This is a genomic window from Nocardioides sp. S5-5, assembly GCF_054954065.1.
Genome location: NZ_CP199913.1, coordinates 544,277 through 558,394, shown reverse-complemented (window position 1 = coordinate 558,394; position 14,118 = coordinate 544,277). Strand labels below are relative to the sequence as shown.

At 72.8% G+C, this 14,118-nt stretch carries 18 protein-coding genes; 5 read left to right on the top strand and 13 right to left on the bottom strand.

The window, feature by feature from the left end; genetic code table 11:
- Window positions 1-6: 6 nt before the first annotated feature.
- Entirely contained in the window at window positions 7-831 is an 825-nt protein-coding gene (locus ACUP6Y_RS02620; protein WP_462554058.1) for an SDR family oxidoreductase, read from the bottom strand.
- On the bottom strand, window positions 828-1,940 hold the full coding sequence (locus ACUP6Y_RS02615; protein WP_462554057.1) for an NAD(P)H-dependent amine dehydrogenase family protein: 1,113 nt from the start codon (window positions 1,938-1,940) through the stop codon (window positions 828-830). The genes ACUP6Y_RS02620 and ACUP6Y_RS02615 overlap by 4 nt, the downstream gene beginning before the upstream one ends.
- 127 nt (window positions 1,941-2,067) lie before the next feature.
- Here ACUP6Y_RS02615 and ACUP6Y_RS02610 point away from each other — a divergent pair, with 127 nt between their 5' ends.
- A complete protein-coding gene (locus ACUP6Y_RS02610; RefSeq protein WP_462554056.1) occupies window positions 2,068-2,367 on the top strand; it encodes a hypothetical protein in 300 nt (99 codons plus the stop codon).
- A 39-nt stretch (window positions 2,368-2,406) separates the two neighbouring features.
- On the opposite strand, the gene ACUP6Y_RS02605 is transcribed toward ACUP6Y_RS02610, so the two are convergent.
- Window positions 2,407-3,600 (bottom strand): oxidoreductase, encoded by a 1,194-nt coding sequence (locus tag ACUP6Y_RS02605; RefSeq protein ID WP_462554055.1) that lies wholly within the window; start codon window positions 3,598-3,600, stop codon window positions 2,407-2,409.
- Between the two features lie 60 nt (window positions 3,601-3,660).
- Between ACUP6Y_RS02605 and ACUP6Y_RS02600 the strand changes: the two genes are divergently transcribed.
- Window positions 3,661-4,548, top strand: coding sequence for an oxygenase MpaB family protein (locus ACUP6Y_RS02600; RefSeq protein WP_462554054.1), 888 nt, complete (start codon window positions 3,661-3,663; stop codon window positions 4,546-4,548).
- A gap of 8 nt (window positions 4,549-4,556) precedes the next feature.
- On the opposite strand, the gene ACUP6Y_RS02595 is transcribed toward ACUP6Y_RS02600, so the two are convergent.
- The 5 genes from ACUP6Y_RS02595 to nth all read right to left on the bottom strand — a co-directional run bounded on the left by ACUP6Y_RS02595 (window position 4,557) and on the right by nth (window position 8,736).
- Window positions 4,557-5,333, bottom strand: coding sequence for an enoyl-CoA hydratase/isomerase family protein (locus ACUP6Y_RS02595; protein ID WP_462554053.1), 777 nt, complete (start codon window positions 5,331-5,333; stop codon window positions 4,557-4,559).
- Window positions 5,334-5,493: 160 nt separating this feature from the next.
- On the bottom strand, window positions 5,494-6,678 hold the full coding sequence (locus ACUP6Y_RS02590; RefSeq protein ID WP_462554052.1) for a MarP family serine protease: 1,185 nt from the start codon (window positions 6,676-6,678) through the stop codon (window positions 5,494-5,496).
- Window positions 6,675-7,403 carry an NUDIX hydrolase gene (locus ACUP6Y_RS02585; protein WP_462554050.1) on the bottom strand — a complete coding sequence of 243 codons (729 nt, stop codon included), beginning with the start codon at window positions 7,401-7,403 and terminating at the stop codon, window positions 6,675-6,677. The genes ACUP6Y_RS02590 and ACUP6Y_RS02585 overlap by 4 nt, the downstream gene beginning before the upstream one ends.
- A complete protein-coding gene (locus ACUP6Y_RS02580) occupies window positions 7,400-8,020 on the bottom strand; it encodes a TlpA family protein disulfide reductase (protein ID WP_462554049.1) in 621 nt (206 codons plus the stop codon). The genes ACUP6Y_RS02585 and ACUP6Y_RS02580 overlap by 4 nt, the downstream gene beginning before the upstream one ends.
- Window positions 8,020-8,736 (bottom strand): endonuclease III, encoded by a 717-nt coding sequence (nth, locus tag ACUP6Y_RS02575; protein WP_462554048.1) that lies wholly within the window; start codon window positions 8,734-8,736, stop codon window positions 8,020-8,022. The genes ACUP6Y_RS02580 and nth overlap by 1 nt, the downstream gene beginning before the upstream one ends.
- A gap of 149 nt (window positions 8,737-8,885) precedes the next feature.
- On the opposite strand from nth, the gene ACUP6Y_RS02570 reads away from it, so the two are divergent.
- Window positions 8,886-9,563: a Crp/Fnr family transcriptional regulator gene (locus ACUP6Y_RS02570; protein ID WP_141800618.1), complete on the top strand. Its 678-nt coding sequence runs from the start codon at window positions 8,886-8,888 to the stop codon at window positions 9,561-9,563.
- A 63-nt stretch (window positions 9,564-9,626) separates the two neighbouring features.
- On the opposite strand, the gene ACUP6Y_RS02565 is transcribed toward ACUP6Y_RS02570, so the two are convergent.
- The 5 genes from ACUP6Y_RS02565 to ACUP6Y_RS02545 are packed head-to-tail and all read right to left on the bottom strand — an operon-like array spanning window position 9,627 to window position 12,169.
- Entirely contained in the window at window positions 9,627-10,448 is an 822-nt protein-coding gene (locus ACUP6Y_RS02565; RefSeq protein ID WP_462554046.1) for an MBL fold metallo-hydrolase, read from the bottom strand.
- Between the two features lie 2 nt (window positions 10,449-10,450).
- On the bottom strand, window positions 10,451-11,362 hold the full coding sequence (locus tag ACUP6Y_RS02560) for an NUDIX hydrolase (RefSeq protein ID WP_462554045.1): 912 nt from the start codon (window positions 11,360-11,362) through the stop codon (window positions 10,451-10,453).
- Window positions 11,362-11,829 carry a RidA family protein gene (locus ACUP6Y_RS02555; protein ID WP_462554044.1) on the bottom strand — a complete coding sequence of 156 codons (468 nt, stop codon included), beginning with the start codon at window positions 11,827-11,829 and terminating at the stop codon, window positions 11,362-11,364. Before ACUP6Y_RS02555 ends, ACUP6Y_RS02560 begins: the two co-directional genes overlap by 1 nt.
- Before the next feature lie 3 nt (window positions 11,830-11,832).
- On the bottom strand, window positions 11,833-11,988 hold the full coding sequence (locus tag ACUP6Y_RS02550; protein WP_462554043.1) for a DUF4177 domain-containing protein: 156 nt from the start codon (window positions 11,986-11,988) through the stop codon (window positions 11,833-11,835).
- A gap of 28 nt (window positions 11,989-12,016) precedes the next feature.
- Window positions 12,017-12,169, bottom strand: a complete 153-nt coding sequence (locus tag ACUP6Y_RS02545; RefSeq protein ID WP_462554042.1) for a hypothetical protein — start codon at window positions 12,167-12,169, stop codon at window positions 12,017-12,019.
- Between the two features lie 103 nt (window positions 12,170-12,272).
- On the opposite strand from ACUP6Y_RS02545, the gene ACUP6Y_RS02540 reads away from it, so the two are divergent.
- Entirely contained in the window at window positions 12,273-13,424 is a 1,152-nt protein-coding gene (locus ACUP6Y_RS02540) for a sensor histidine kinase (RefSeq protein WP_462554041.1), read from the top strand.
- Entirely contained in the window at window positions 13,421-14,098 is a 678-nt protein-coding gene (locus ACUP6Y_RS02535; protein ID WP_462554040.1) for a response regulator, read from the top strand. The genes ACUP6Y_RS02540 and ACUP6Y_RS02535 overlap by 4 nt, the downstream gene beginning before the upstream one ends.
- Window positions 14,099-14,118 lie beyond the last annotated feature (20 nt).

The following is a 14,118-nucleotide window of genomic DNA, read 5'->3' as shown; positions in this document are numbered from 1 at the left end:
CGCACTCTAGGCAGGGTTCACATCCGGCCGCAGATCGGGTAGCCGGAGGTCGAGGTTCGGCTCCTGGATGCCGCCGTCGACCTCGAGCATCTTTCCGGTGACGTACTCGCCCGCGGGCGAGGCGAGATAGACCACCGCGGCGGCGATGTCCTCGGCCTCGCCGATCCGGCCCAGGGGCGTCGCCTCCTCCAGCCGGGTCCTCGTCTCCGGCACGCCGGCGACGAACTCCAGCGCGCTGGTCATCACCGAGCCGACGAACACCCCGTTCACCCGGATCTCCGGGCTCAGGTCGGTGGCGGCGAGCCGCGACCAGTGCGCGAGCGCCGCCTTGGCGGTGCCGTAGGCGAGGTACCCGCGCCCGGCCAGGCGGCCCATGGCCGAGGAGATCGAGGTGATCGACTTGTGCCGCCCCTGCCCCGCCGAGGCCAGCATCAGCGGTACGGCGGCCCGGCTCAGCGCGTGAGCGGTGGCGACGTTGAAGTGGAACGCCTCCTCGAGGTAGGCGACGTCCGTGTCGAGGAAGGCGTTCGGGATGGTGCCGCCGACGTTGTTGACGACGACGTCGAGGCGGCCGAAGGCCTCGACGGCCGCCGAAGCGAGCCCGGCGACCTGGTCGGTGTGCGCCAGGTTCGCCGGTACGACGAGCGCCCGGCGCCCGGCGTTCTCGATCCTCCCGGCCACCTCCTCGAGCTGGGCCGCGGTGCGCGAGGAGATCACGACGTCCGCGCCGGCCTCGGCGAGCGCGACCGCGGTGGCGGCGCCGATCCCGCGCCCGGCCCCGGTGACCACGGCGACGTGGTCGGTGAGCCGGAACCGGTCGAGGATCGTCATGTCGTCACCAGCCCGCGACCGGTGACGAGCGGCAGGTCGAGCGCGGTGACCAGGCCCGGCCGCGCGGCGACGACGGCCGGGATCGCGTTGATCAGCCGTTGGGCGGTGACGATCATCCCGGAGACGTTGTGGTCGCCGTGCTCGCCGTGATGGGTGAACTCCAGCTTCATGCACGGCTCCCCGGTGATCTCGATCCGGTAGCAGCCGTCGCCCTCGGCGGGCCTCGGCCACTCGGGCACCTGGTCGGGCGCCGTACGCGTGACGTGCTCGAGGGTGATCCGCGGAACCCCGCCGACGGTGCCGACGACCCGGAAGCGGACGGCCCCCATGGTGCCTTCCGCCACGTCCAGCGACACGGTCCGGGTGTCTCGCGGCGCCGGGCGCCGGTCGACCTCCTCGACCAGCGGCTCGTCGAGGGCGACCCCGAGCCCCGCCGCGATCACCCGCACCACCGGACCCCAGGCGGTGGTGAGGATGCCGGGCTCCCACAGCAGCGGCTTGGCGTCCAGCGGCTGGCCGAAGCCGAACAGGTCGCGCATCACGACCGGCTGGTAGTACGTCGAGTAGTCGGCGATCTCGCTGACGACGACGTGGTCGATCCGCTGGGACAGCGAGGTCAGCACGAGCGGCAGCACGTCGTTGGCGAAGCCCGGGTCGATGCCGTTGACGTGCAGGCTGGCGCCGCCCTGCCGACCCGCCTCGTCGATGGCCTCGATCATCTCGTCGGGCAGCGTGCCGGCGCGATGGAGCAGGATCACCGGCCCCGACGAGACGACGTTGACGCCGTCGCGGATCAGCTCGGTGAGGTCGTCGATCGACTCGAACACCCGATCGTCGGTCATCGCGCCATGCACGACGCAGTCGGGCCGCAGGGCGACCAGCTCGTCGCGGTCGGTCGTGGCCCTGATGCCGAGCTCGCGGTCGAGGCCGGCGAGCAGGCCGGCGTCCTGGCCGTGCTTCTCGGGCGTCGAGGTCCACACGCCGACCAGCTCGAGGTCGGGATGGGCGTCGATGCCGACGATCGCGTGCCGTCCGATCGTGCCCGTGGACCAGACGACGACCCGCAGCGGATTCTCGGGACCGTGCAGCAGGGAGGGGTCCTGTGACATGCGGATCAATCTAGAACGAGTTCTAGTTTCTGGGAAGGGGTTCAGCACGCCGACAACGGGGCATGCAGCCACACCGGAGGGCGCGCACGACCGCGCGTCCGCACGCATCGACCCAGGAGACATCTCCATGAAGATCAAGCTCGCGACCAGCGCCGCCCTTCTCGCCGTCGCACTGTCGGCCTGCGGTGGCGGCGGCCGACCCTCCCAGAGCGAGGTCGCCGACGCGATCAAGGACCAGATCCCCGGCGGCACCTCCTCGGCCCTGAGCGACGAGGTCATCGACTGCATCGCCAAGGCCGTCGTCGACTCCGACCTCTCCGACGACACGCTCAACAAGATGGTCGACAACGACAAGGGCTCCAGCGACGAGGTCTCCGACGCCACCGAGGTGATCACCAAGGCCAGCACGGACTGCGCCTCGAAGTGAGGCTCCGCCTCGAGCCACCGATCTCGGTGGCTCGAGGCGTCAGGGCGCCGAGATCACCTCTCCCGGCGCCCACTCGGGGCACCGGGTCCCCGAGTAGATCGTCGGCATGCAGCGGTTGCAGTGGGTGCAGACGCCCTCCCGCGCCACCCCCGCCCGCAGCCGGCCCACCAGGTCCGGCTCGCGCAGCAGCGCCCGGCCCATCACGACGAAGTCGAAGCCGTCGGCCATCGCCTGACGCATCGTCTCGACCCGGTTGATGCCGCCGAGCAGCATCAACGGCATCGCCACGGCGGCGCGGACCTCCAGCGCCTTCGGGCGGAAGTAGGCCTCCTCGAAGTCGTACCGCTTCAGGAAGCCACGCCCCACCGGCGTCCGCATGCCCCAGCGCACGAGCGCGGGCATGCTCGCCGCGAACTCCGCGACCGGGGCATCGCCCCGGAACAGGTACATCGGGTTCATCAGCGACGACCCGCCCGAGAGCTGCAGGGCGTCGAGGTGACCGTCCGCCTCGAGCAGCTGCGCGAGCTCGACGCTCATCGCGGTCGTGACGCCGCCGGCGAAGCCGTCGGAGACGGAGACCTTCGCGGTCACCGCGACGGCACCTCCGACCTCCTCGCGTACGACGCGCGCCACCTGCCGCGCGAGCCGCGCCCGTCGTTCGAGCGGGCCGCCCCAACGGTCACGACGCCGGTTGAGTCCGGGCGCCAGGAAGGACGAGATCAGGTACGAGTGCGCCATGTGCAGCTCGAGCACGTCGAACCCGGCGCGCACCAGGGTGCGGGCGGTGTCGACGTACGCCCGGGTGACGCGGGTCAGGTCCTTCTCCGACGCCGAGCGGATCATCTGCATCGACAGCGGGCTCGGCATCCGGCCGGCCGCGATCGCGTGGACCCCGTTGGACCGACCGTTGGCGACCGGACCGGCATGCCCGACCTGCCCGGCGATCTTCGCGCCGGTCGCGTGGATCTCGTCGGCGAGCCGCGCCAGCCCGGACAGGGTGCGCTCCCCCACGACGATCTGCTCGCGGTGGGTCCGCCCCTCGGGCGCGACCGCCAGGTAGGCGACGGTCGTCAGCCCGACGCCGCCGGCCGCCGGGGCCCGGTGGTAGGCGATCAGCTCGTCGGTGACCACACCGTCGGGCGTGCGCCCCTCGAAGGTCGCGGCCTTGACCGTGCGGTTGCGCAGCCGGACCGGTCCCAGGTCGGCCGGCGCGAAGACGTCGGGGATGCTCACGCGGCGCACTCTAGTCCCGAACTGGAACACGTTCTAGCGGTCAGGGTCTATCGTCGGCGCATGGGGAAGACGCTCTGGCGGGACCGCAACGAATCGCTCGACCCGGAGACCGACTACGTCGAGATCGTCCAGAACCTCACGCTCTACGAGTTCACCTGGGACATCACCCAGGCACTCAGCTTCGCACTGTTCCGCACCTACGCCGTGCCCAGCATCGGCCGGCTCCTCGACGAGACCGGGGCGTTCACCGGCGCCGTCCAGAAGCGGTACGACGACACCGCCCTGCTGCTCGAGGCGCCCTTCGTGCATGGCTTCGACTCCGAGGCCGGGAAGACCGCGCTGCGCCGGATCAACCAGATGCACAAGGCCTACGACATCAGCAACGACGACTTCCGCTACGTGCTGTCGACCTTCGTCGTGATCCCCAAGCGCTGGCTCGACGACTACGGTTGGCGCCCGCTCACCGACACCGAGCTGCGCGCGAGCGTCAACTACTACCGCGCGCTCGGGCGGCGCATGGGGATCAAGGACATCCCCGAGACCTACGACGCGTTCATGCACCTGATGGACGACTACGAGCGCGCCCACTTCGACTTCGACGCCGGCGGGCGCCGGGTCGCCGACTCCACGCTGCACCTGCTGACGACCTTCTACCCGCGGCCGCTGCGCAAGCCGGTCGAGCTGTTCAGCCGCGGGCTGATGGACCGGCCGCTGCTCGACGCCTTCGCGTACGCCGACCCGGGACCCGTCGTGCGCCGGCTCAGCAGGGGCGCGATGCGGATCCGCGCGCGACTGCTGCGCCACACCCCGTCGAACCGGGTGCCGACGTACACCGCCGACCTGCCGCGGATCAAGAGCTACCCCGACGGGTTCGCACTCGCCGACCTCGGCACCTTTCCCGTCCCCGGCCTGGGCGGCTGCCCGGTGCGCCACGACGCCACCACCTGACCTCCGGGTCAGGCGTTGAACTTCGGCGCCCGCTTCCCGACGAAGGCGGCCACGCCCTCGCGGCCGTCGGGGCTGGCGGCGAGGGCACGGATCGACAGGGTCTCCCTGCGCAGCGCGGCCTCCGGAGCGGGGGCGGCGACCTCGCGCAGCAGCCGCTTCGCGGCAGCGTTCGCGGTAGCGGAGCCGGCGGCCAGGCCGTCGACCACCTGGTCGACCGTGGCGGCCAGCTCGTCGGCGGGTACGACGCGCGCGACCAGGCCGGCGTCGTACGCGTCCTGCGCGGTGAGCAGGTCGCCGAGCAGGGCCAGGCGCAGGGCGCGGTGCAGGCCGAGGGTGTTGACGAGCAGCGAGCTGCCGCCGTCGGGCGAGAGACCGACCTTGGTGTAGGCGAGGCTGAACTTCGCGCTGTCGGCGGCGATCACGACGTCGGCCGCGGCAGCGAGCGGGAAGCCGGCGCCGGCGGCGGTGCCGTGAACGACGCTGACGACGATCGCCTCGGAGCGGACCAGCTCGCTGACGACGCGGTGCAGCGCCTCGGCCAGGTCGTCGATGAAGCCGGCCACGTCGTCGGCGCCCGCGAAGGCCCCGAGGTCGCCGCCCACCGAGAAGAACCGGCCCTCGGCGGCCAGCACGACGACGCGGGCGCCGTCGCGGTGGGCGGCGCGGACGGCGTCGTGCAGCTGGGCGACCGAGTCCTGGTGGATCGGGTTGCCACGCTCGCCGTCGGCGAGGGTGATCCGGGCGACGCCGGCGGCGTACTCGTAGCGCACGAAGGTGTCGGTCATGGCGCCCACTATGGCGGAGGGCTGCCGACACCAGGCTCGGGGGTCCCTGGGCGTCGGAATCGCCTCCTAAGAGGCGAAACTAGTGCTTACTGGCCGTTGCAACGGCCAGTAAGCGCAGGGTTCGCCTCCTAGGAGGCGATCCCTGCACCTCCCGCAGCGGTCAGGAGGCGCAGTCGCCGGTGTCGACCTCGGTGTCGTCGGTGCCGGGACCGGTGCCGGCGCGGGCGCTGGCCTGGACCTGGTCGGCGGTGAGGGCGTACCCGGTCTCGGGGTCGGTGACCGAGGCGGCGAACACGACGCCCGCGACCTTGCCCCGGGGGGTGACGATCGGGCCGCCGGAGTTGCCGGGGCGGACCAGGCCGCGCAGGGAGTAGACCTCGCGGACGACGGTGCCGTTGCCGTAGATGTCGGGCGAGCGGAGGTTCTGCGTCGCGCGGACCCGCCCGGTCTGGACGTCGAACGGCCCGTCCTGCGGGTAGCCCACGATGGCCACCGGGTCCTCGGCGCCGACCGTGGTGTCGAACTTCAGCACCGGGGCGTCGTCGGTCTCCAGGGCCAGGACGGCGATGTCGAGCTCGCGGTCGTAGAGCACCACGCGGGCCAGCTCGGTGCCGCCGCCGATGCTGACCTCGGGGTCGTCGACGCCGGCCACGACGTGGGCGTTGGTCATCACCCGGTCGGGGGCGAAGACGAAGCCGGTGCCCTCGACGCCGCGACCGCAGTCGTTGGCGCCGCGGATCTTCACCACACTGGACCGGGTCGCCTTGACCGGGTCGGTGCCGGGCAGGTCGGCCGGACCGGGCGCGACCTCGACGATCCGCTCGGGCGCGAACGGCTCGAGGTAGCGCGGGAAGAAGCCGGTGCCGACGACGTTGTTGAACGCCTGCAGCGCGTTGGGGGCCGACTCCGGCAGCACCCGGTTGACCTTCGCGAGCACCACCGAGCTGCGCACCATCGAGGTGACCGGGCCGATCCGGGTGCCGGAGATCGCGACGCCGAGCGCCCACGCGACGAGCAGGACGGCGAGCCCGCTCAGCAATGCGCCGCCGACCGCGTCCAGCGCTCGCGCGGGCTGCCAGGTGATCCGCTCGCGGACCCGGGCGCCGGCGTACTGCAGCAGGGCCTGACCCAGCGAGGCGCACAGGATGACGATGAACAGCGCCCCCAGCGACACCGCCAGCGAGGGCTCGAGGCTGCTGAGCACCAGCGGGGCGAGCAGGATGCCGCCGAGACCGCCCGAGAGCAGCCCGATCGTCGCGAAGGCGCCGGTGATGAAGCCCTGCCAGTAGCCGGACAGGGCGTACGCCGCGACGAGGACCACGAGCAGCCAGTCGAGGACGTTCACTCGTTGGGCTCCAGGATGTCCATGCCGTCCCCCGGCTCCTCGTCGCCAGCCGCCGCGGCGGCCGTCCGGCGGACGTGCTCGGCGAGCATGTAGTCCGGGAGATCATGCACCGGCGGGTCGCTCACCGGTGGAAGCCACCCGAGGAAGTCGAAGAAGCGGGTCAGGATCCCGCCCGTGAAGCCCCACAGGATCACGTCCTTGTCGGGGCCGATGAGGAAGCCCGGGCCGGTCCAGCCACCGGGATGGCGGACCTGGATCCGGTGCTCGGCCGCGAACAGCTCCTCGAGCGTCACCCGGTGGATCGCATGCACCTCCTGCGGCGAGGCGACCCGGATCGGCACCGGCTCGCGCCACCAGCCGAGGACCGGCGTGACCGCGAAGTTGGACGGCGGCAGCCACAGCTCCGGCAGCGTGGCGAACACCTCCACCCCGGCCGGGTCGACCCCGATCTCCTCGTCGGCCTCCCGCAGCGCCGCCTCGACCACGGTCTCACCCGGGTCGATGCTGCCGCCCGGGAAGGAGACCTGGCCCGGGTGGGAGCGCATGTCGTGGGCGCGCTCGGTGAGCAGCACGTCGTGGTCGCCGAAGAGCATGAGCACCGCGCCGCGGCGCACCGGCTTGTCCTTGGGGGGCAAGAACGCGCTCAGGTCGGCGCCGTCGATGGCGCGCGCGCCCGCGGCAACAGGGTGCAGCCAGTCGGGCAGGTCGTCAGGCAGGTCGGTCACGGGGCCGCCTTCGCGGTGAGGTCGATGCCGAGGTCCTGCTTCACCATCGCCACGACCTCGTCGAGCGAGTCGATGCCGCCGGCGACCTGCTGGACGGAGCCGTCGGCGCGCACGAACAGGAACTGCGGCAGCACCTTGAGCACCAGGTCGCTCTTCTGGAGGTCGCCGCACGCGTCGGCTGCCGAGGGGTAGGTGACGCCCTTCATCCGGGCGAAGTCGATGGCCGCGCCGGGGTAGGTGTCGAGGTAGTTGACGCCCAGCAGCGGCACCTGGCTGCCGTACTGCTCGTGGAACTGCTGCAGTACCGGCATCTCCTCCCGGCACGGCCCGCAGGTCGTCGACCAGAAGTTCACGATCGCCGGGCCCTTCACGTCGGCCAGCGAGATCGAGGAGGTGCTGCCGAGGCAGTCGAGCGACAGGTCGGGCAGCTCGGCCGCGCCGGCCTCGGTCGCCAGCTTGGTGCAGTCGGCGATGCCGGCCGCCTCGCGATCCTGGACCAGGTCGGGCGTCGTGACGTCGACCTTGCAGGAGAACGCCGCCGGCGCGACGCTGTCGCAGCCGGTCAGCAGCACCCCGGCCGCCACCAGCGCCACGATGATGGCGGGCAGGCGCTGCATCAGTTGGGCCCCTCGGTGCGGACCAGCTTCTCCGCCTCGATCGGGTCCGTCGGCCCGGTGCCGTACGACGGGCACCACCGCGCGACGGGGCAGGCACCGCACGCGGGCTTCTTCGCGTGGCAGCGGCGGCGGCCGTGCCAGATCAGGTGGTGGGACAGCATGGTCCAGTCCCGCTGGGGGAACAGCGCGCCGACGGCGTGCTCGACCTTCACCGGGTCGGTCTCCTGGGTCCAGCCGAGGCGCCGGGCGAGCCGGCCGAAGTGGGTGTCGACGGTGATGCCGGGCAGGTCGAAGGCGTTGCCGAGCACCACGTTGGCGGTCTTGCGGCCCACGCCGGGCAGGGTCACGAGCTCGTCGAGGCGGGCGGGCACCTGGCCGTCGTAGCGCTCCACGAGGGCGGCGCTCAGCTTGAGCAGCGACTCGGTCTTGGCCCGGAAGAACCCGAGCGGGCCGACGATCTGCTCGAGGTGGGCCCGGTCCGCGGCGGCCATCGACGCCGGGTCCGGGTACGCCGCGAACAGGGTCGGGCGCACCGCGTTGACCCGCTTGTCGGTGGTCTGCGCCGACAGCACGGTGACGACGAGGCACTCGAAGGCGTTGTCGAAGTCGAGCTCGGCCTTGGCGTCGGGGTAGGTCTCCCCGAGCACCCGGTCGATCTTGCGAGCCCGCCGCACGAGCTGGGTCGACGTCTCCTCGGTGATGTCGATCGGCCGCACGGACGCCACCCTACGGTGTGGCCCCGACAGTCCGGAGTCGCCTGTCCTGTGCGCCAACCGCCCGAGGACATGCCGGAGGGGGCGCTAGGTGTGACATCGGGCACTGGCTAGGATGCGGCCGACCGGGTTTTACGTTCTTTGGAGGAAGCGTGGACAACGACGTACTCCGTCAGGCGCCACTGTTCAGTGCCCTCGACGACGAGGCGATGGCAGGGCTGCGCACATCGCTGGCCACGACCCGGCTGCGCCGAGGCGAGGTGCTGTTCCACGAGGGAGACAGCGGCGACAAGCTGTACGTCGTCCTCGAGGGCAAGGTGAAGCTCGGCCGCACCTCCTCCGACGGTCGCGAGAACCTGCTCGCGATCATGGGGCCGGGCCAGATGTTCGGCGAGCTGTCGCTGTTCGACCCCGGCCCGCGCTCGGCGACGGTGACCTGCGTGACCGACGCCGAGTTCGCGTCGCTGTCCCACGAGGACCTGCTGCGCTGGCTCGAGGGCCGCCCGACGGTCGCCCGCGGGCTGCTCGCCCAGCTGGCCGCCCGGCTGCGCAAGGCCAACGACGTGGTCGCCGACCTGGTGTTCTCCGACGTCCCCGGCCGCGTCGCCAAGGCGCTGCTCGACCTCGCCGACCGCTTCGGCCGCACCGCCGACGACGGCGTCCACGTCCACCACGACCTCACCCAGGAGGAGCTCGCCCAGCTGGTCGGCGCCTCCCGCGAGACGGTCAACAAGGCACTCGCCGACTTCGCCTCGCGCGGCTGGCTGCGCCTGGAGCCCCGCTCCGTCGTCATCCTCGACATGGAGCGGATGTCGCGCCGGGCTCGCTGAGCCTGAGCCACCCCGACCCGGTCGACGCCCCTGCGCACCACGCGTGCCCAGGGGCGTCGGCGTTCAGCGACGGACCAGATACGCCAGCTGCGCGCGCACCGACCACTCGGCCGCGTCCCACAGCGACTCGTCGACGTCGGCATAGACGACCTCGACGACCTGGCGGGGCAGGGTGGGATCCTCGGCGACGTCGGCCGGCAGCCCGCCCGGGCTGAGGCCGAGGCGCCCGAGCGCGACCTCGACCTGGGCGAGCCGCTCGCGGCGGTGGACGACGTAGTGGTCGAGGACGCCGGCGGCGTCGGGCAGCACCGGCCCGTGGGCCGGCCACAGCGAGCCGACCCGGCCCGACGTGACCAGGGAGCGCATCCGGGCGATCGAGTCGAAGTACGAGCCGAGATCGCCGTCGGGATGCACGATGACCGTCGTACCGCGGCCGAGGACCATGTCGCCGGTCAGCAGCGCCCCGTCGGCCTCGACGAGCAGCGAGACCGAGTCGGTGGTGTGACCGGGGGTGGAGAGCACCTCGACGTCGAGGCCGCCGACCGAGAGCACCTCGCCGTCGGTGAGCGGATCGGCGCGCCAGCACTGCCCGGGATCGAGCCCGCGCACACCGCAGCCCATCCGCTCCGCGAAGGAACGGGCCGCCTCGGTGTGGTCGACGTGGTGGTGGGTGACCACGACCGCCTCCACCTGACCCGCGACCTCGGCGACGGCGTCGAGGTGGTCGTCGTGCAGCGGGCCGGGGTCGACGACGATCGAGCGGCCGGAGCCGGGCTCGCGCAGCACCCAGGTGTTGGTCCCGTCGAGCGTCATGATCCCGGGGTTGGGCGCGAGGACGCAGCGGCCGCGGTCGCCGTACTCCCCACCGGTCCAGGGCTCGCCCATGCTCAGCCCCGCCGGGCCGCGACGAGCGGGCGCAGCTGCTCGGGCATGGACAGGGTGAACCCGTCCCCGAGCGGCTCCACCTGGGGCATGAACATGGTGACGGTACGGTCCTGGCTGGCGGCCATGACGGCGTCGACGTCGCCGAGGGTGCCGACCTCCAGACAGGTGAGGTACGTCGGCGGGAGCATCGCGAGCTCGCCGCGGTCGGCCCGGTCGGCGGCCTCGGCGGCCGGGGTCCAGACCACCTCCGAGGACTCCGAGGACACGTCGCGGGTCACCTGGCCCTCGGGCAGGCGAGCCACGAAGAACCAGGTCCGGTAGCGCTTCGGCTCGAAGACCGGGGTCAGCCAGCCGCTCCAGATGCCGAGCAGGTCGGTGCGCAGGACCAGGCCGCGGCGGTCGAGGAAGTCGGTCATCGACAGCTCCCGCGACTCCAGCGCGACCCGGTCGGCCTCCCAGTCGTCGCCGGTGGTGTCGGCGACCACGGAGTCGGCGGAGGTGCCGGCGAGCAGCACACCGGACTCCTCGAAGGTCTCGCGGACCGCGGCGCAGACCAGCGCGCGGGCGACGTCCTCGGTCGCGCCGAGCCGGGCCGCCCACTCGGCCGGCTGGGGACCGGCCCAGGCGACGGCGTGGTCGTAGTCGCGCGGGTCGACGCCGCCGCCGGGGAACACGCACATGCCGCCCGCGAAGTCCATCGTGGTCTGGCGACGCAGCAGGTAGATCTCCGGGCGGCCCTGGGCGTCGGGGCGCTGCAGCACCACCGTCGCGGCGTCGCGCGGCTCCACGGCCTGGCGCCGCCCGTCGCCGTACTGCGCCGCGAGGTCGGCGACGTGGGTCGGCAGCGGCACCGGAGGCAACGGGATCCGCCGCGCCCTCGGCCCGAGCGCGTCTTCGGTGACGCTGCCGGACATCAAGCCTCGCCCAGGATCTCGGCGATGACCTCGACCTCCACCGGCGCGTCCAGGGGGAGCACGGGGACGCCGACCGCGGATCGGGCGTGGACGCCCGCGTCGCCGAACACCTCGGCGAACAGCTCCGAGGCGCCGTTGGCGATGCCCGGCTGACCGGTGAAGTCGGGCGTGGACGCGACGAACGCGACCACCTTGACGATCCGCACGTTCGCGAGGTCACCGGCGATCGAGCGGATCGCGGCGATCGCGTTGAGCGCGCACTGCCGGGCGCAGGCGGTGGCGTCCTCCGCGCTGACCGCGCCGCCCACCTTGCCGGTCGCCATCAGGGCGCCGTCGCGCATCGGCAGCTGGCCGGCGGTGTAGACGTGGTCGCCGCTGCGGGTCGCGGGGACGTACGCCGCGACCGGCGGCACCACGTCCGGGACGGTGAGTCCGAGCTCGGCGAGGCGCTCCTCCGGGGTCGCCACGGCTCAGCCCTCGGCCGGGCGCTTGAAGTACGCGATGTCGTTGCCGCTCTCGCCCGGGACGAGGGTGACGAGCTCCCAGCCGTCCTGGCCGAAGTTGTTGAGGATCTGCGCCGCGACGTGGTTGAGGACGGGCGCCACCTGGTACTCCCACTTGGTCATGTGGGCACCCTACTCAAGGCCCCGGGGCTCACCCGTAGCGGTTCACGACCCAGAGCAGCTCGCGGTAGGCGTCGTCCTCTTCGGGCGGCGGCGGGTCGACGTCCTGCGTCGTGCGCAGCGTCTCCGGGTCGATCGGCGGGGGCAGGTGCTGGTAGCGCTCCAGCCGGGACTGCTGGGCCATGGCGACTCCTTCCGATCCTTGCGACATCTCGATCGTACGTCGCCCGCGGCGGATCCACCCGTGGTCTGACGCCGGCGCTCTCCGGTCCGTCTACGGTGGCCCGGTGCATCGGCAACCCTGGCGCCTCGGGCCGCGCGGCGAACGGTGGTTCGACGTCGGCCTGACCGTGGTCCTGCTGCTGCCGGTGCTGCCGTACCTGCTCTTCGTCGACGCGGTCGACGGTGTGCTGATGCTGGTGCAGATCAGCCCGCTCGTCGCCCGACGCCGCCATCCGGTCGCGGTGTTCGCCGTCGTCGCGGCGGCCACCGCGGTGCAGCCGCTGGTCAACGACTACCCGCTGTGGAGCCAGTTCGCGTTCCCGATCGCCGTCTACTCGGTCGCGCGGCACGCCGGCTCCCGGTGGGCCGCCGCCGCGCTCGGCACCGGCCTGGTCGGCGCCGGGATCGCCGCGGTGGACTGGCTGCACGGCTTCGGCGCCGACCTGCTCACCGCGCAGAACCTGACGGCGTACTCCGTCACGATCGGCCTCTTCGTGGTCGTCGCCTGGACGCTGGGGACCCTCGGCCGCACCCGGCAGTCGTACGTCGACGCCCTGGTCGAGCGCGGCGAGCGGCTCGAGCGGGAGGCGGCCCAGCAGGCCGCGCTGGCGGCGATCGACGAGCGGCACCGGATCGCCCGCGAGATGCACGACGTCGTGGCCCACGGGCTGACCACGATCGTGGTGCAGGCCGACGGGGCACGAGCCGCGGCGGCGCACGACCCCTCGGTGACCGACCCGGCCCTGGCCACCGTCGCGGCCACCGGCCGGGACGCGATCGCCGAGCTGCGCCGGATGCTGGGGCTGCTGCGGGCCGAGGAGACGCCGACGGTGCCCCAGCCCCGGCTCACCGACCTGCCGGCGCTGCTGGAGGAGGCGCGGGCCGCGGGCACGGGGGTCGACGCCCGGCTGCCCGTGGTGGCGCCGGTCGTGTCGGACGGAGTGGCGCTGACGACGTACCGGATCGTGCAGGAGGCGCTCAGCAACGTGCGCAAGCACGCGGGGCCGGGCGCCACCGCGACCGTGGGGCTGCGGGTCGACGGCGGCGTGCTCGTGGTCGAGGTGAGCGACGACGGGCGTGGCGCGGCCGCCCATGACGACGGGCGGGGTCTCGGGCTCGCCGGGATGCGGGAGCGGGTGGCGGCCCACGACGGCACGCTCACGGCCGGCCCGGCGCCGGGGGGTGGCTTCACCGTGTGCGCGAGGATCCCCCGGTGAGCCCGCCCGAGTCCGAGCCGATCCGGGTGTTCCTCGTCGACGACCAGGATCTGGTCCGGGCCGGGTTCCGGATGCTCATCGACAGCCAGCCGGACCTGACCGTGGTCGGCGAGGCCGGCGACGGGGGCCAGGCCCTCGAACGGCTGGCGGTGACCCGCTGCGACGTCGTACTGATGGACGTGCGGATGCCCCGCCTCGACGGCGTCGAGGCCACCCGGCTCCTGCTCGAGCGCCCCGATCCGCCGCAGGTCATCGTGCTGACCACCTTCGACCTCGACGAGTACGCCTTCGCCGCGATCCGCGCCGGCGCGGCCGCCTTCCTGCTCAAGGACGCCACCCCCGAGACCCTCCTCGACGCGATCCGCACCGTCCACGCCGGCGACTCCGTCGTCGCCCCCAGCACCACCCGCCGGCTGCTCGACCACTTCGCCGGCACCCTTCCCCCTCCTGTCGCCGCGGGGCCGGACCCCCGCCTCGACGCGCTCACCGAGCGCGAGCGGGAGACCCTCGTCCTGGTCGGCCGCGGGCTCTCCAACGCCGAGATCGCCGCGGACTTCGTGGTCTCCGAGGCGACCGTGAAGACCCACATCGGGCGGCTGCTCGCCAAGACCGGCTCCCGGGACCGGGTGCAGCTGGTCGTGCTGGCGTACGAGACGGGCCTCGTCCGGCCCTGAGCGTCGTACCCTGTCCACCC